The following is a 16,172-nucleotide window of genomic DNA, read 5'->3' as shown; positions in this document are numbered from 1 at the left end:
ACAATCTTTTTAAAATAGATCAGCATTCTGGTAATTGCTCTAGATTGTCCGTTTCTATGCCATTTGCAATAGTTCGGAGATATGCATCATTAGGTGTTAATATCCCATATCCGCGATTTATTACAATTACATTTATGGGATTTTGGGTGATTTGATCTTTAACATAGAAAGTACATTGCTTATTTGTAATCATTTGAATTGCTTGTTGAATACTTATTATTTGCTTTGATTGTCCATTTCTGTAACATATATGTGTGATTTTGTCATTTCCTAGTAGTAATCCCTTTGGTTTTTGTATACAAACAATTTCATATGAAATCATTATAAATCTTCCTTAATAAAATAGTTTTATAATATTCAGATTATAGATTATGAAAGAGGTAACAAAATATTAGGTGGTAAAGAAAATGACTTTCGGCATTTCACTCCAAACTTCGACACATATTCGACACGAAAAATTTAAGATTTAGAACAGAGAGTTTAGAAGCCTTGTGGGAATTGGCTCCCCGGGACGGGCTCGAACCGCCGACCTAATGATTAACAGTCATCCGCTCTACCGACTGAGCTACCGGGGAATTGAGGCGAAATCTTAAAACGATTCCGCGTTTTAATCAAGTATATTTTGGAATTAATTTTAAATTAGGTACAAAAACGATGTAATCTATTCAATGCGTCTTTTAATACATCAATTCCAGTTGCGAAAGATAAGCGGATACATCCTTCTGTTCCAAAGGCTGAGCCTGGAACTAAAGCGACCCCTACTTCATTGAGTAATTTTTCAGAAAACTCAATGTCATTGGCGTAGCCTCTTTGCTCGATAATGGATTGCACACTTGGGAAAATGTAAAACGTACCATCAGCAGGCGTCACTTCAATGCCGGGAATTTCATTCAGTCTGTCGGCTACGTAATCGTGTCGCTGATGAAATGCGTTGACCATTTCATTAACACTGTCATTACTGCCATTTAATGCAGCAACTGCTGCTCTTTGAGCAATGGAGCATGGATTCGATGTTGATTGGGACTGAATTGTTTTCATGGCATTTATTAAAGGCGCGGGACCACCGGCATAGCCAATTCGCCATCCCGTCATGGCATAAGCTTTTGAAACCCCATTTAATACAATCGTCCTGTCATAAAGTTCTGGGCACGCGTTTAAAATATTGGCAAACGGTTGGGTCCAAAGGATATGCTCGTACATGTCGTCGGTCGCAATCAATACCTGAGGATGATTCTTTAGAACCTTGCCTAACTCTTTGAGTTCCTCAAGCGTGTAAGCAACTCCAGAGGGGTTGGATGGGCTGTTCAAAAATATCATTTTTGTTTTCGGAGTGATGGCTTTTTCAAGCTGCTCAGCGTTGATTTTATAGCGTTGCTCTGGCGTTGTTTCAATGATGACAGGAACACCGTCAGCCAGCAAAACCATGTCCGGATAGGATACCCAGTATGGAGCAGGGATAATCACTTCATCCCCAGCATTTAAAAAAGCTTGGCAAAGGTTATAACAGCTTTGTTTACCGCCTACGGAAACTAAAATTTGATTTAACTGATAGTCTAGACCATTGTCTCGGCTGAATTTATTTTTTATCGCCTCTTTCAGCTCTGGGATTCCATCCACTGCTGTGTATTTGGTTTCACCCGCTTCAATTGCAGCAATTGCAGCTAGCTTTATGTGTTGCGGCGTGTCAAAATCTGGTTCACCTGTTCCTAGGCCAATGATATCGAGACCTTGGGCTTTCATTTGTGCAGCTTTTGCAGCTACAGCAAGCGTAGGGGAAGGCTTTACTTTTTGTACCCGCTTTGCCAATGCAATATTCATCAATTGCTCCTGTGAAATAGATTTAACCTAGCATATACTATAAATTATGAAAAATCTGTTTAAAATTTATTCTAACTTTGAACCCGCTGGAGATCAACCCTCCGCCATAAAATCGCTGATTGACGGCCTGCAATCTGGTTTAGCCAAACAAACACTGCTTGGAGTCACTGGCTCGGGTAAAACCTTTTCCATAGCTCATGTCATTCAGGCCATGAAAAGACCCGCCATGATCATGGCGCCGAACAAAACTCTCGCCGCACAGCTTTATGGCGAGTTTAAAGCGTTCTTCCCAGACAATGCCGTGGAGTATTTTGTTTCTTACTACGATTACTATCAACCCGAAGCTTATGTTCCAGCCTCTGATACCTTCATCGAAAAAGACTCATCCATTAATGAGCACATTGAACAAATGCGCCTCTCGGCAACAAAAGCACTTATAGAGCGCAAAGATGCCATCATTGTCGCGACAGTATCTGCTATTTATGGACTTGGTGACCCCGACTCATACCTGCGTATGGTATTACATCTATCCCGTGGAGAACAATCCGGTCAGCGTAAAATATTAAAGCGTCTCGCAGAAATGCAGTACGTAAGAACTACTTTAAGTCTTGAGCGCGGACAGTTTAGAGTTCATGGAGATGTCATAGACGTCTTTCCAGCTGACTCGGAAAAGGAAGCCATTCGCATCGAATTGTTTGATGATGAAGTGGAAAATATTGCGTGCTTTGATCCATTAACCGGTGAGGTTCTCCAGCGTTTACCACGGGTTACCGTATTCCCGAAAACACATTACGTTACCCCCCGTGAACGAATATTAGAAACGATAGAACACATTAAAATGGAGCTCCAAGAGAGGCTTGCTGAATTAAACGCCCAAAACAAGTTGGTTGAAGCTCAACGCTTGGAGCAAAGAACTCATTTTGATATTGAAATGATGTTAGAGCTTGGTTATTGCTCGGGAATTGAAAACTACTCGCGCTTTCTATCGAACCGCGAAGCTGGTGAGCCACCCCCAACTCTTTTTGATTATCTGCCTCCAGAAGCACTTTTAATCATCGACGAATCTCACGTCACAGTACCCCAAATTGGAGGGATGTACCGAGGTGACAGGGCTAGGAAAGAAACGTTGGTCAACTATGGTTTTAGACTTCCATCAGCGTTAGACAATAGACCGCTTCGTTTTGAAGAGTTTGAACAGTTATCCCCACAAACCATCTACATCTCGGCAACACCTGGGCCCTATGAATTGGAACACTCGGGAAATATTGCTGAGCAAGTGGTTAGACCTACAGGTCTTGTTGATCCTGAAGTAGAAATTCGCCCAGTGAAGACTCAAGTGGACGATTTGATGTCGGAAATCAATCTGGTGATAAAACAAGGTGGGCGTATCTTAGTCACAACCCTGACCAAGCGCATGGCGGAAGACTTAACCGATTATTTAAACGAACATGGAATTAAAGTCCGCTACTTACATTCAGACATCGATACCGTTGAACGTGTAGAGATCATCCGAGATTTACGCCTCGGGGAATTTGATGTCCTTGTCGGCATCAACCTCCTAAGAGAAGGTTTGGACATGCCAGAAGTGGCCTTGGTAGCTATTCTTGATGCCGATAAAGAAGGTTTTTTACGCTCCGAGCGATCCTTAATACAGACCATAGGAAGGGCTGCTCGAAACCTCCAAGGACGAGCCATTTTATACGCGGATAAAATCACCGGATCGATGGAAAGAGCTCTAGCAGAAACAAGCAGACGGCGAGATAAACAGCAAAAATACAATGCCATGCATGGTATCACCCCTACTGGAATCAATAAATCGATCGATGACATCATGGAAGGTGCTTACATCGGCAAACGAAAAACCAGCGTTGCTGAAAACACACCGAAATACGAGCATTGGTCAGTAAAAGATTTGGTTAAAGAAATGAATGCCCTTGAAAAACAAATGCATGAATACGCCAAAAACATGGAGTTTGAGTTGGCGGCTAAAGTTCGTGACGAGTACTTATTGCTAAAGGAACGATTGATTAAGGAGTAACCCGACAGTTATCGATTTTGAACCCTTAGGTTCAAGTGGGCAGCGGATGAATTGGTTCAGGCTTCCCACTAGATTGTGGGCTTGCACAACGCCAATTTCAGGATGCTTCCCAAGGTAATGAGTGTTGGTTCTAAAATCACTCACTATCGGGTTAATTAAATTATAGCATTGGTGATTGATTAAACATAGCCATTAAAACTTATGCGGGTCTCCCATTTCCCAGAACCTCTTATAAGGCTCTGGAACATCTCCAGTTAAAAATTGACCTGGGCGAACATAAGTATAAATTTGGTCCAAAGTTTTCGCTAGCCCAACACCTACTCGCCTCATAATATGATATGGCCTCAGATCGCTTGGGTTACTTAATCCTAAAGCACCGACCATTTCTAAGAAACTCTTAATAGTATTGTTGTGGAAATTAGCAACGTGTTGCTTTTTCTGATCAACCACCAAGCCATATTGCAGACGCTTTTTCTGGGTTGCTACCCCAGTTGGGCAGGTGTTCGCATTGCATTGCTTAGTTTGCAAGCAACCAATAGCCATCATCATTGCCCTAGCTGAATTACACATGTCAGCACCCAGTGCAATATTAGTAAGCATATCAAAACCATTTGCCACCTTCCCACTACAAATAATTCTTACCTTATCGCGAACACCTATCCCAACTAATGCGTTATGAACATATACTAATCCCGCTTCTAAAGGAGTACCAATGAAATTGACGTACTCCACAGGAGCAGCCCCTGTTCCACCTTCAGCCCCATCAACCGTGATAAAATCGGGTAATATGTTCGTTTCAAGCATCGCCTTACATAGACCAAACAGTTGATCCTTTCTACCTAGGCACATTTTAAAACCAATGGGTTTACCCTCAGATAAATCACGCAGCTTTTTCACAAATTGCAACAACTCCACTGGATTGCTGAAAGCGGAGTGAGCTATAGGTGATAAGACATCTCTACCCATGGGAACTTTTCTAACTCGAGCTATTTCCTCAGTTAGTTTTGCTGCAGGTAATATACCCCCATGCGAAGGTTTTGCTCCTTGTGATAATTTAATTTCGATCATTTTAACTTCTTCACGTCTTGCTTCTTTTATGAATTCCTTTTCATCAAACCGACCTTCATCATCGCGGCAACCAAAGTAACCTGTTCCAATTTGAAAAATAATGTCGCCACCCTGTAAATGATATGGGCTTAAACCACCCTCCCCTGTATTGTGTGCAAAACCACCTAGTTTAGCCCCTTTATTCAATGCCATGATGGCATTCGGTGACAACGAGCCAAAGCTCATGGCGGAAATATTCAATCGAGAGGCGTTATAGGGCTTCTTGCAATCAGGACCACCAACCATAATCCTTGGTTCAACTTCACCTAAGTGCTTTGGAGCTAATGAATGCAAAGCCCAGGTATAACCAACACTTAAAATGTTCCGAGTTGTACCAAAAGGGATAGTATCGCGACTATTTTTAGCTCGCTGGTATATCAAAGAGCGAACCTCTCTGTTAAAAGGCAGCTCTTCCTCATCAGTGGCAATAAAATACTGTTGGATTTCTGGTCTTAGAAACTCAAGAAAATAGCGGAAATGGCCCAGAACTGGAAAATTACGAAGAATAGTATGCTTTTTTTGAAGTACATCATAAATACTGAGTAGGAATACAGGTATCATAAAACCTATAAACCACTTAATGTCATGCAGCATTGCAAATAAAGCGAATATTGCTAAAAGAATGATCCCAAATCCAATATACCATTGGCGCCGCATGCTAACTCCCTTTACTTGGACGTGATTATTTTTGAGCAACTAACTCTGTTTCACCTTCTACAACTTTATGAATTCGGTTCTCTAATGAAGAAATAAACTGAGTGACTTGTTGACGTTGCTCCTCTTGAGCTTTTTTACAAACAACCAAATCATAGCTAATATCCAAGGCAGCAAGCAACAAGGTATGAAAATTATCGAGTTGTTTGAATTTACTTTTATTTTGTTGCATTTTCTCATTTAATTTTTCAGCTGCAAGCAATAAATTCGTTTCCTCTCCTTCTGGACATTTGATTTCATAGAATTTATTCAATAACTTAATTTTACAGGATTTAATGGTTGTCATCGCTAAGCCTTTGCAATTCCGGGATACAATGTAAATAGTAACAATTTTGGCTTACATCAGCAAATGAGTTATCATTGTGAATTTTAATATCGGGTTGCCTATGTCCTCTGAAGCTGATCATTTAAATTTGCCAAGTTATGATGATTTTACGGGTGCGATAGCGCCCTTGGCCCTCCCCATTTCAGGGAGCGAGCTACATGGCATCATGTGCGGTTACCTATGTGCTGGTGCAGATGCTCAAGGCGAAGCTTATATTCGCGCGCTACTCAATAACAGAAAAGATGAAGCAAGCCGTAATGGTCTTCTCACCCTATTTTCGGTTTTTTCAATTAGCCAACAACAAATCAATCACTTTAATTTTGATTTTCAAATGTTGTTGCCCGAGGATGAAGAGTCGCTACTTCTGCGTGCCAAAGCCTTTAGTGAATGGTGTGAGGGATTTACCCAAAGCTTAAACATTGCTGGAATCGGCGCCGATGAGTTTTATGAAGAAGAATCACAGGAAGCCTTTCAACATTTAATTGAATTCGCTGAATTGGACTATGAATCTCTTGATATTGGTGAAGATGATGAGAAAGCCCTTATGGAAGTCAGTGAATATGCTCGCATGGCTGTTTTGCGTTTACACAGCGATTTAATTATGCAAGAAAAAGAAAATAAAGATGACTCAGGTAGGCATCACTAAACCGATTAAATAAGGAAATGGATATGATTAGCCAAGCAGAATATCAGGCCAGAAGAAACCAATTGGCCTCACAACTACCTCCTGATAGTGTGGCTATAATCCCAGCAGCTCATGAGTTACTTCGTAATGGAGATGCCCACTATCGGTTTCGACAAGACAGCGACTTTTATTACTTAACTGGATACAATGAACCAGATGCCTTGTTGATTATTGCAGCTGGTAAAGACAATGAAAGTATATTGTTTAACCGCTCAAGAAATCCTGCTGAAGAACAATGGACTGGAAAGCGCTTAGGCCAAGAGGGTGCAGTTCATGAGCTGGGGATGAGCAGAGCTTTTCCGATAACTGAGCTTTCAGAAGAATTACCCAATCTCTTATGCGGAAAAACATCAATTTATTACAACCTTGGCCATAATCCCGCTATTGAAAAACGAATTCTGAATTGCATTGCTTCCATCAAATCCATGGTTCGCAAAGGAACAAAGTCCCCTGAATCATTTTGTGATTTAGAGCCGATTTTAAGTGAAATGCGACTGATAAAGAGCGATTCAGAAATTGCCCTCATGAGAAAAGCAGCGAGTATTTCAGTGAGTGCGCATAAGAAGGCAATGAGCGTCTGCCGAGAAATGGACTATGAATATCAACTTGAAGCAGAGCTCCTCTATGAATTCAGTCGACATGGTTGTAGAAGCGTGGCCTATGATCCAATCGTAGGGAGTGGAGCAAGCACATGTGTCCTTCATTACACGGACAACAACAAACCGTTGCGCAAGGGAGATCTTGTATTGATTGATGCTGGAGGAGAGTATGCCAATTACGCAGCTGATATCACTAGAACGTTTCCTGTGAATGGTGAGTTCAGTTCTGAACAGAAGAGCATCTATCAATTAGTGCTAAAAGCACAAAAAGAAGGGATTGCTGCGATTAAACCAGGTCTACCATGGAACCATGTTCAACAGATAATGCTACGAATTTTAACTTCTGGACTCTGTGAGTTAGGCATTTTAAAAGGGGATGTAGACTCTCTTATTCAAAGCGAAGCCTATAAACCCTATTACATGCACAACTCCGGGCACTGGTTAGGCTTAGACGTTCATGATGCAGGGCGATATAAAATTGATAATGATTGGAGACCCCTCGAGGCAGGCATGGTTCTGACTGTAGAGCCCGGCCTGTACCTGAGCGAACATATTGAAGGGCTGGATAAGCGCTGGTGGAATATTGGTGTAAGGATAGAAGACGATGTACTAGTCACCAAAACAGGTCATGAGGTATTAACAAAAGAGTTACCTGTTGAAGTGGACGAGATTGAGGCCTTAATGCGTGGTTAAAAATCAAGTTGATATACTGATTGTTGGTGGCGGCCTAACCGGCGCCACTCTATCCCTTGCCCTACATGGGCTCGGGGTTTCCTCTCTCTTGATAGATGCTAAACCCCTACAAGATAAAATAAATCCTGATTTTGATGCACGCTCGCTGGCTTTATCTCCAGCAAGTCAACGCATCCTAAATATGCTAGGACTATGGGAAACCCTTGAGCAATATGCCACGCCAATAGAAATGATTCACGTGTCGGACCAACACCGTTTTGGAGCTTCGCGCCTTCAGGCCGAGAAGAATAGGCCTCTTGGCTATGTCATTGAAATGCAATTCATCAATCTTGCCCTTTCAAAGCGTCTGGATAAAGAACAAATGCGTTGCCCTGCAACTGTCACGGCAATTGATTTAGCTCAAAGTCATGTTACTGTCCAAACCCAAACGGGTGAAGAGATTATTTCTGCTCAATTAATTGTTGCTGCTGATGGTACAGACTCTCATTTACGCCACTTATGTGGATTAAGTGCAAGCATTAAAGAATATAATCAATGCGCTATAGTTGCCAATGTCGGCTTAGCAAAACCTCATGAGTTTAAGGCCTTTGAACGCTTCACCACAAACGGTCCATTGGCATTATTGCCCATGCAAGACCATAGAATGTCCTTGGTTTGGGCATTAACACCCAATGATGCTAAACAATTAATGTCCCTAAACGATGCTGAATTTTTAAAGCAATTACAGAATGCCTTTGGTTATCGTCTTGGTCGCTTTGTTAAAATCGGTAAGCGGCATACCTTCCCTTTAAGCCAAGTGATTATGCCCCAACAAACCAAATGGCCTGTTGTGTTTGTTGGCAATGCAGCACACACATTGCATCCAGTTGCGGGTCAAGGTTTTAACTTAGGTTTAAGGGATGTAGCAACTTTAGCACAGTGTATTGCAGCTAATGGATTGAGTTCAAACATGCTTGAACAGTATTTGCAACTAAGAAAGCATGATCAACAATCAATTACCGCATTAACGGATGGACTTATTCAATTGTTTACGAAGCGCATACCAGGTATCGGTGTAGCACGTAACTTAGGGATGATCGCATTTGATAATCTGCCCCCATTAAAAAAGCTTTTTGCTCGTTATGCCCGTGGCTTTGGTGGAGTCATACCTGATTTGGTCTGTGAAATAGCATTAAATGGCAAGGAGGTCCAATGAGTCCAACTTACGATGTACTCGTAATCGGTGGAGGAGTTGTTGGTCTTAGTGCTGCTTTAGCAATGGCAAAACGCCAACTTCATGTAGCCGTGATAGACGCCGGCCCGATTTATAAAGAGTCGGACTCCATCGATTTGAGAGTCTATGCAATTAATAGGGCTTCGCAAGCATTGTTCACCGAGTTGGAAGTTTGGGAGGAGATATCAGCAAACCGTACAGCACCCTATCAAAAAATGCATGTTTGGGACGCAAGTACTGGTGCACATATTGATTTTGACTCACGAACAATTGCTGAGTCGAGATTGGGTACGATTGTCGAAGAATCCTGTATTAAAAAAGCATTGATGTCTAAAATATCAGCGATATCAAACATCAAACTATTTCCTCAACACAAAATTGATAAGGTGATGACCTTAGACCACTCTATCGAGGTTGCAAATGGCACTACTGTTTGGGCTGGGAAGCTCTTAATGATCTGTGATGGAGCAAACTCGACGACAAGAAATTTATTGAATGTGCCTTTAACCACATGGTCTTATCAGCAAAATGCACTGATTGCCATGGTTAAAACAGAACTCCCTCATGAGCGTACTGCCTATCAAGTCTTTAACGCAGATGGCCCTTTGGCATTTCTACCTCTGGAAGAAGCCCATCACTGCTCAATTGTTTGGTCAACCACCCCCGAACGAATTGCCCATTTAATGGCATTAAGCTCCGACGAATTTAATCAAGAGCTTGCCATTGCTTTTAATCATCGTTTGGGTAGGGTTGAATTAGAAAGCGAGCGCCATCAATTTCCTCTGCATATGAGACACGTGAAACAGTATGTTGGCACTCGCTGGATGTTATTGGGTGATGCAGCGCATACCATTCATCCCTTAGCCGGGCTTGGTTTAAACATAGGTCTTGCTGACGTTAAAGCATGGATGAATTGCTTAGAAAGAAACACTGGGGCTTTAGTTTCAAATAAAGTTCTCAGAGCCTACCAACGAGAACGTAAACATGCTGTCTGGCAATCCATTTTACTCATGGATGCTTTCAAACGCTTATTTAGCAACACGTCTTCTCCCTTATCGAACTTAAGAAAGCTTGGTTTAAATTTTTGTAATGAATTTACTCCGATCAAACGATTGTTTATTCAACATGCAGCGGGCAATTAAGGGCGAAGTTTGGGGACGGACCCCAGCGGGGTCCGTCCCCGTGTTGGTCATTTCAACTTCTTCTAAAAATAACTCCAAAGGCTCCCTAAGCGCTGTAAAATCCTTTGCATTTGAAGAAGTTGCTTCCATGACTAGTTGCAAGTCGTCTAGTTGGTAGCGTACCTTATAGTCTAATTTGTGCTTCATCGTTTGTTTAACTCGTTCGCCAAACCCCTTTCATCACGACAAGATCAATCACAAATCAAAATGATCAACATTTAAACCACAAGAAGAAAATTATATATAAATAATAGCTTAGAGATCACCATGCTTAATTTTCAGTTAATAATTGGCTGGTACAATTCCTTTATCAGAGCACCAATTTTAGACAAAAACTAAGAGGGCATCATGTTTTCTAAATTTACCTTGTTTAAAGGGGCAATGAAAGGGATAGCATTTCGCCAGCCAATGACAAAGTTTGCGTATTCAACAACAAAAATGAACTTCGGTTTAAAAGAGACGTTTTTTAACTATTCAGAGAAACTTATAAGGATAACAAATCCTACAATAGGTAAGGATATGCTTAAACTTGAAAGTTCTGGTGTGTTTTTACGTGTCGATGGGAGAGACCCTTCCGTATTTCACAAAGAGGGTGGACTTAAACCTCGGGTGGATAAGAAGCACTTGGATGCACTGACATTCGATGACGTAGTACAGTACCAACGTTTCAACCAAAATCCCTTTGGTTGGGGCACCTGTAAAACATTCGAAGAACTGGCTGTATTTATTAGAAACAATCAATCACATGTTGATTCAAAATGGATATTTGCCTTTTATGGAAAAGGAACTTCATTGCTTGAATTAAAATTCCACACGGGTATCGAGTCGGATGGGTATGATATCGAAGCAGAGCATATCGTATTTAGCCATGTCCCCTTTGATAACATGCTAGCAGCAACATGTCCAAAATACAGAACGAAATTTATGGAAGACATGTTAGTTCCTAATGCCCTGCATGATTTCAATCAATCTCTTCCTAAAGTACTAAGAAAGGAAGATATTTCGTCGAGTAAAAATGTATTGTCTTGGTTATTGAAACACAATTCAGAAGATGCATTTATTAGTGTTTGTACTCATCTATACCGAGGCAAGTCTGAGGACACTTTAACAATGATGTTGGAAGGCGACAAGTTTCTTGTTGCAGCAGTTAAAACAGCTCTGAAAAAAGCCGAACAAAATCAAGAATTGCGCATGGATATGTAATGCTGTGAACAGCAAAAAGAGGGGCTAGCTTACTAGCCCCTTTTCATTCTAAACTAGACTTTTAGACTACTTCCAGATGTTAGCTCAGCGCTTTTCACTAATTCAGCACTGTAATCAGGGTGAATTTGCACACCAACGTGGTTCTCAGGTTCAAGAATCCTAGGATTTGTATGGTGAACCTGGTCCATTCGTAATGAGGAGTTAAGACCAATCATGGCTTCAACACTTCCATATCCCCATTCATTCCCAGTAAGGGCAAATACATCTGATGGATTAACAAGGCACGGGGTAAACTCTTCTATCTCCTGCTCGGTGAATTCAAGCACGTCTCTTCTTGTTCGGTAGACCTTGACTGGGCCTTTATAGTCTTCAAAGACGCCGTCGAACTGCATTTCTTGTAGTTCATTAAATACAGGGAATTCAATTTGCGCCACCCAAGGATAAGTATGCTCTTCAAGCAGCTTTTTATAAGCTCTTAAATAATAAGGGAATAACAAATGTTGTATGTCATAAGCTCCGTCAATCTTAGCAAAAAATCCCATTCCCACAGCAGTTGCTTTTAGTAAAGCGGGCTTTCCTGCTTCGTGTGCGGATTCGTTTGTTGCACTAAGAAGCATGGAAATATCTTCTAATTGATGTCGAAAATAGGGTTTGGTTAAAAATATAACGGAACTGTCTTTTCTAAACGTTGGATAATACACACCAGAGCCAGTCCTGGCTAACAGAGTAAAACCAAGTCTTATCCGTGACAAATCATCTGTTCCATCGTAATTCCCAATTTCTTTTTTAGCGGCGCTAAAGTCGATTGGAACTCCTTTGAACAATGAATCAAACGGAGTACCCTGCTTAATCGCGGGGTTATAAAGATCCAGCATGAATAATCTGCTGTGCAGATAGTCGTTCTCAAATGAGGCGCCTGCCAACGAAAAAATACGTGCGTGGAATGGTTTTTTATAGAGTCTCAATGGATTATTGGAGGGATAACCACCTCTAGCAAAAACCACACTGTCTGAATGTACTATCTTTTTTCCTGCATTAAGCCTTTCTTGGGGTGACAACAATTCAGGATGTCCTTCAGGTATTTGCTTAAAATAATCACGCTTACCAGTAAATGGGACTCCACTCTGAAATACGACATCTCTATCACCAGAAACGTTGATTGCCGGTACTTTAACTAAGGAATCATGCACTTTTCTTGAATCTTGCAAATAGTTTTTATTAAAATACACTTTTGTAGAAGGGAGTGACTTTTGGAGTTGGTTTCTTGATATTTTTTGCATCAAACCAACCGAATCCAGCTGAGATTTAAACCAGCTAGAATGGACACCTTTTGGAGCATGTGATGAAAATCCCTTAACTCCGTGCACAAATAATGAACCGCCTTTTCTAAAAAACATACAATTCCTTTACTAGTCTATGTTATAGTATATTCCATTGTGGCACAAAATAAAACCAAATATCAAATAATTTCTCAAAACTAATGTTTACAAGCTAAATTCATTTTGCAATACTTCATAACCAGGACTTACGAAAAACCCTGAGCTCAAGGCAAAAAATGGTTTGAATAAGGAAGTTTAGATAACCTAAATGACTCAATTAAAACCATTTTAAACGAAGAGATCCGGTTTTTTGAGTAAGCCCTGATAAAAAATGGATATTGAGGTGAACCTATGCTTTGGAAACTCTGTAAATCGTTTTTAGGAAAATCGAGCTCTAAGGATCTACCCAAAGTTTTTATTGGCCGTATGCCCGCAGATATGACTCATGCAGCTATCAAAACAGAACTGGAGTTTGAAGTAAAACAACATGGTCTAAGAAACCTTGGAAAGACCATTGAACAAGAACAAGTTGCTTTGAAAAAACTACTCCTTGAAAAACAGGAAGCTGAACAGAAAGTCCAAGAGGTATGCTTAAACCCATTACTAAAGAGATTTGAACAGGGTTATGACATTAAAGGCTTAACCTGGCAATTAAATCAAGAACGTCTTCATAAGATCTTACCCACTGAAGAGCTTATGGAAAGGGAGGAAAAAATTGACTGGATAAGAACGCGATACGCCTTGTTCAAATCGATGGAAAAGTCTCCTAAAGTAGACTCTAAATACATGGGGCTGTTTATTCACTCTACCCCCTAGAAAACTCCTGTCGACAAAAATTGACTTTATCTAATGTAGATTCATTTTGAATCTCATGAAAGCGCTCTTCTATAGCCCTATATCGCTTAAGACCGCCTTCTCTATTGGCGATTTGAATGTTTAGTCCGGGCCTAGCATTTAATTCAAGCATTAATGGTCCATTGTCTTTATCAAGAACGATATCCACCCCAAGATATCCAAGACCAGTCAATTCATAACAGCTAGAAGCGATTTCTAGAATTTTTTCCCAATAGGGTACTTCAATACCTACAATAGGATTTAATGTATCTGGGTGATAATCAATAGGATCATTATGAAAAACTCCACCTAGAGTTTTACCCGTAGCCAAATCAACTCCCACTCCGATGGCGCCTTGGTGCAGGTTTGCCTTACCACCTGAAAGTCGAGTTGGCAACCTAACCATGGCCATCGCAGGATACCCTAATAGAGTGATTACTCGGATATCAGGAATACCTTCATAACTTACTTCTGCAAAAACAGGATCAACAACGACTCGCTTTTCAATGATCGCGTAATCGGATGATCCGCCCAAGCTATACGCACCAGAAAGTAAGCGTGATAAATGATAACTAAGCTCTTGAACGGTCGTTAACTTTCCGTTTATCTGTCGGTAGCGACCATACACTTTGTCTTTAAAGACTAAAATACCGTCTCCACCCGAGCCTCTTGCGGGTTTTATAACAAAATCGCTATAGGGTGCCAACCTCTGTTCTATGGACTTGATTTGTTGTTCTGTTTCAATAATGTCGTAAAGCTCTGGTACACAAATCCCTGCCTTCAACGCCAATTTTTTGGTTTTTAATTTATCGTCCACAAGCGGAAATAGCTTCCTAGGATTATAGCGCAAAACAAAATCAGAGTTTCGCTGGTTGATGCTCAAAACCCCTTGATTTTTTAAACGACGAAATAAATTAATCATTGTACACTCGCCAATGATTTAAAGCGTTTAAGTTCAACCAATCGATACCCTCTATATTGGCCAAACCATAAAATCATGGCTAAAAGCACGAGCAACAATTCTGGGAAAGCAAAAATCAAGTACTGTAAAGGCTCATAGCTCATCGCCCAATAAGATAACACCGCAGCCGCTAAGCTCCCAATGCCTGATTTAATGGCTTCTGAGGCGCCTCTCTCATCCCAGGTGATGCACATGCGCTCGATAGTCATCGTTAAAATAACCATGGGGAAAAGGGCGACAGACATTCCCGTATCTAAATTAAGATTTTGTGAAAACACACTGATAAATATCATGAGCAATATAACTACGGTTAAAATTGCTGCAAGCCTCGGGACAAGGAGCAGACGCAATTGATCCAAATAAAATCGGGCTAACAAACCAAACGATATAATGATGATGAATAAGCTAATGCCCCAAACAACATGCGTTTCCCTAAAAGCTAAAGCAATCAGTACCGGCATAAACGTTCCAAATGTCTTGATCCCCACAAAATTGCGCAAGAGCAGGATAATAAATGCCCCGATGGGAACAGTTAAAAGAATTTTATAGATTCCTTGGACATTGACTGGAAGCTGCAGCAGTGAAAAACGCAACAGCTGAGAATCAGATTGCAAACCTCTGGATTTTGCAACGCTTAAGGCGTTTATTGGTGTTGGAGAAACCGTTAATGAAAATTGGGCCTTGCTTCCACCAGATACGGTAAACAATGGATTATTACCGTATTGCCAAATTAAAAATTCCTTAGGCAATCCAGCACTCCCTGTTTTAGGATTAATATAAATCCATTTTTTCCCCGTATAAACTGCTAATAAGGAACTCAACTCGGCTTTTCTCTGTTGAGTTAAATAAATGCCCTGCACTGGAACAGCCGCTATTTTTGATTGATTCAAAACAAGAATCGCTGCATTTAAAATGTGCTCGTCGTCAAAGTTGTTCTCTAGTAAGAGTTTGACATTACCCTCTTTCTTATTGAGTTCTTTTATAGTGCCTTGTGCAAAAGTCTGTATATCCGCTGAAGTAGAGCGAACCTGATTAACAATCGTATCTACAGCTGCTCGCTGGCTTTCATCCAACGGTTGTGATTTCACTGCTGAGGGTTTTGGTAGAGCTGATTCATTGCTGTCCGTTTCTCTAAAAATGACTCGATAGTACAGTGATTGGGCTCCATGGCCTCTTCTAATGGACCATACTGTTTCACGATTGCTTCCGTTTAAATTCGTTGTTACCCCATAGTTTCTTGAGACAAAATACTCATCCAATATTGCAAAATGCGGTGGCAAATAGGGAATGTTAAAACTTGCTTTTACAGGCATGTTGGGGTCAGCTGTAAAACGTAGGTTCGATTCAACCATCCAACTATTGATCGTTTCAGTATCTGTTAATGGAACATCCAAGGCAAAATGTCGATATAAAAAGAGTGTCGACCCTATAACAAGTAGGGTCAAAATTAAACCATAAACATGACGAGTATTGTTTTTCATT

Annotated in this window: 14 protein-coding genes, 1 tRNA gene and 1 other RNA gene; 7 read left to right on the top strand and 9 right to left on the bottom strand. The window is 40.8% G+C overall.

The window, feature by feature from the left end:
* Positions 1-19: 19 nt before the first annotated feature.
* The 3 genes from Lwal_RS11285 to Lwal_RS11275 all read right to left on the bottom strand — a co-directional run bounded on the left by Lwal_RS11285 (position 20) and on the right by Lwal_RS11275 (position 1,818).
* The gene (locus Lwal_RS11285; protein WP_058480895.1) at positions 20-322 is read right to left on the bottom strand and encodes a DUF3892 domain-containing protein; all 303 of its coding nucleotides are present in this window, start codon (positions 320-322) and stop codon (positions 20-22) included.
* Positions 323-499: 177 nt separating this feature from the next.
* Positions 500-575 (bottom strand) — tRNA-Asn (locus tag Lwal_RS11280).
* A gap of 64 nt (positions 576-639) precedes the next feature.
* A complete protein-coding gene (locus Lwal_RS11275; protein ID WP_058480894.1) occupies positions 640-1,818 on the bottom strand; it encodes a pyridoxal phosphate-dependent aminotransferase in 1,179 nt (392 codons plus the stop codon).
* Between the two features lie 46 nt (positions 1,819-1,864).
* Between Lwal_RS11275 and uvrB the strand changes: the two genes are divergently transcribed.
* Positions 1,865-3,856, top strand: a complete 1,992-nt coding sequence (uvrB, locus tag Lwal_RS11270) for an excinuclease ABC subunit UvrB (RefSeq protein WP_058480893.1) — start codon at positions 1,865-1,867, stop codon at positions 3,854-3,856.
* Here the strand turns inward: uvrB and ssrS are convergent.
* The 3 genes from ssrS to Lwal_RS11260 form a co-directional block, all read right to left on the bottom strand.
* Positions 3,851-4,012: non-coding RNA, 6S RNA (gene ssrS / locus Lwal_RS16800), on the bottom strand. The two genes, uvrB and ssrS, sit on opposite strands and share 6 nt — an antisense overlap.
* Before the next feature lie 36 nt (positions 4,013-4,048).
* Positions 4,049-5,620 (bottom strand): FMN-binding glutamate synthase family protein, encoded by a 1,572-nt coding sequence (locus tag Lwal_RS11265; RefSeq protein WP_058480892.1) that lies wholly within the window; start codon positions 5,618-5,620, stop codon positions 4,049-4,051.
* Positions 5,621-5,645: 25 nt separating this feature from the next.
* Positions 5,646-5,963, bottom strand: coding sequence for a cell division protein ZapA (locus Lwal_RS11260; protein ID WP_058480891.1), 318 nt, complete (start codon positions 5,961-5,963; stop codon positions 5,646-5,648).
* A gap of 100 nt (positions 5,964-6,063) precedes the next feature.
* On the opposite strand from Lwal_RS11260, the gene Lwal_RS11255 reads away from it, so the two are divergent.
* The 5 genes from Lwal_RS11255 (at position 6,064) to Lwal_RS11235 (ending at position 11,576) form a co-directional block, all read left to right on the top strand.
* On the top strand, positions 6,064-6,648 hold the full coding sequence (locus tag Lwal_RS11255) for a UPF0149 family protein (RefSeq protein ID WP_058480890.1): 585 nt from the start codon (positions 6,064-6,066) through the stop codon (positions 6,646-6,648).
* Between the two features lie 23 nt (positions 6,649-6,671).
* The gene (gene pepP / locus Lwal_RS11250) at positions 6,672-7,979 is read left to right on the top strand and encodes a Xaa-Pro aminopeptidase (protein WP_058480889.1); all 1,308 of its coding nucleotides are present in this window, start codon (positions 6,672-6,674) and stop codon (positions 7,977-7,979) included.
* Entirely contained in the window at positions 7,972-9,174 is a 1,203-nt protein-coding gene (ubiH, locus tag Lwal_RS11245; RefSeq protein ID WP_058480888.1) for a 2-octaprenyl-6-methoxyphenyl hydroxylase, read from the top strand. Before pepP ends, ubiH begins: the two co-directional genes overlap by 8 nt.
* On the top strand, positions 9,171-10,334 hold the full coding sequence (locus Lwal_RS11240) for an FAD-dependent oxidoreductase (RefSeq protein WP_058480887.1): 1,164 nt from the start codon (positions 9,171-9,173) through the stop codon (positions 10,332-10,334). Before ubiH ends, Lwal_RS11240 begins: the two co-directional genes overlap by 4 nt.
* Before the next feature lie 387 nt (positions 10,335-10,721).
* Positions 10,722-11,576 (top strand): hypothetical protein, encoded by an 855-nt coding sequence (locus Lwal_RS11235; RefSeq protein WP_058480886.1) that lies wholly within the window; start codon positions 10,722-10,724, stop codon positions 11,574-11,576.
* 53 nt (positions 11,577-11,629) lie between these two features.
* On the opposite strand, the gene Lwal_RS11230 is transcribed toward Lwal_RS11235, so the two are convergent.
* Positions 11,630-12,973 carry a type IV secretion protein Dot gene (locus tag Lwal_RS11230; RefSeq protein WP_095197453.1) on the bottom strand — a complete coding sequence of 448 codons (1,344 nt, stop codon included), beginning with the start codon at positions 12,971-12,973 and terminating at the stop codon, positions 11,630-11,632.
* A gap of 273 nt (positions 12,974-13,246) precedes the next feature.
* Between Lwal_RS11230 and Lwal_RS11225 the strand changes: the two genes are divergently transcribed.
* Positions 13,247-13,711: a hypothetical protein gene (locus Lwal_RS11225; protein WP_058480885.1), complete on the top strand. Its 465-nt coding sequence runs from the start codon at positions 13,247-13,249 to the stop codon at positions 13,709-13,711.
* Here the strand turns inward: Lwal_RS11225 and Lwal_RS11220 are convergent.
* Together Lwal_RS11220 and Lwal_RS11215 are read right to left on the bottom strand one after the other, a co-directional pair.
* Positions 13,701-14,651, bottom strand: a complete 951-nt coding sequence (locus Lwal_RS11220) for an alpha-L-glutamate ligase-like protein (RefSeq protein WP_058480884.1) — start codon at positions 14,649-14,651, stop codon at positions 13,701-13,703. The genes Lwal_RS11225 and Lwal_RS11220 overlap by 11 nt on opposite strands.
* Positions 14,648-16,171, bottom strand: a complete 1,524-nt coding sequence (locus Lwal_RS11215; RefSeq protein ID WP_058480883.1) for an inactive transglutaminase family protein — start codon at positions 16,169-16,171, stop codon at positions 14,648-14,650. Before Lwal_RS11215 ends, Lwal_RS11220 begins: the two co-directional genes overlap by 4 nt.
* Position 16,172: the final 1 nt, after the last annotated feature.

This window comes from Legionella waltersii (assembly GCF_001468085.1).
Lineage (GTDB): Bacteria > Pseudomonadota > Gammaproteobacteria > Legionellales > Legionellaceae > Legionella > Legionella waltersii.
The sequence above is the reverse complement of the archived record's forward strand: the minus strand, read 5'-3'. Positions and strand labels throughout refer to the sequence as shown.

Coding starts and splice junctions, on each gene's coding strand:
- Lwal_RS11255 (WP_058480890.1), top strand. CDS start 6,064: ATGTCCTCTGAAGCTGATCATTTAAATTTGCCAAGTTATGATGATTTT.
- Lwal_RS11275 (WP_058480894.1), bottom strand. CDS start 1,818: ATGAATATTGCATTGGCAAAGCGGGTACAAAAAGTAAAGCCTTCCCCT.
- Lwal_RS11265 (WP_058480892.1), bottom strand. CDS start 5,620: ATGCGGCGCCAATGGTATATTGGATTTGGGATCATTCTTTTAGCAATA.
- Lwal_RS11230 (WP_095197453.1), bottom strand. CDS start 12,973: ATGTTTTTTAGAAAAGGCGGTTCATTATTTGTGCACGGAGTTAAGGGA.
- Lwal_RS11285 (WP_058480895.1), bottom strand. CDS start 322: ATGATTTCATATGAAATTGTTTGTATACAAAAACCAAAGGGATTACTA.
- Lwal_RS11220 (WP_058480884.1), bottom strand. CDS start 14,651: ATGATTAATTTATTTCGTCGTTTAAAAAATCAAGGGGTTTTGAGCATC.
- uvrB (WP_058480893.1), top strand. CDS start 1,865: ATGAAAAATCTGTTTAAAATTTATTCTAACTTTGAACCCGCTGGAGAT.
- Lwal_RS11240 (WP_058480887.1), top strand. CDS start 9,171: ATGAGTCCAACTTACGATGTACTCGTAATCGGTGGAGGAGTTGTTGGT.
- pepP (WP_058480889.1), top strand. CDS start 6,672: ATGATTAGCCAAGCAGAATATCAGGCCAGAAGAAACCAATTGGCCTCA.
- Lwal_RS11225 (WP_058480885.1), top strand. CDS start 13,247: ATGCTTTGGAAACTCTGTAAATCGTTTTTAGGAAAATCGAGCTCTAAG.
- Lwal_RS11235 (WP_058480886.1), top strand. CDS start 10,722: ATGTTTTCTAAATTTACCTTGTTTAAAGGGGCAATGAAAGGGATAGCA.
- Lwal_RS11215 (WP_058480883.1), bottom strand. CDS start 16,171: ATGAAAAACAATACTCGTCATGTTTATGGTTTAATTTTGACCCTACTT.
- Lwal_RS11260 (WP_058480891.1), bottom strand. CDS start 5,963: ATGACAACCATTAAATCCTGTAAAATTAAGTTATTGAATAAATTCTAT.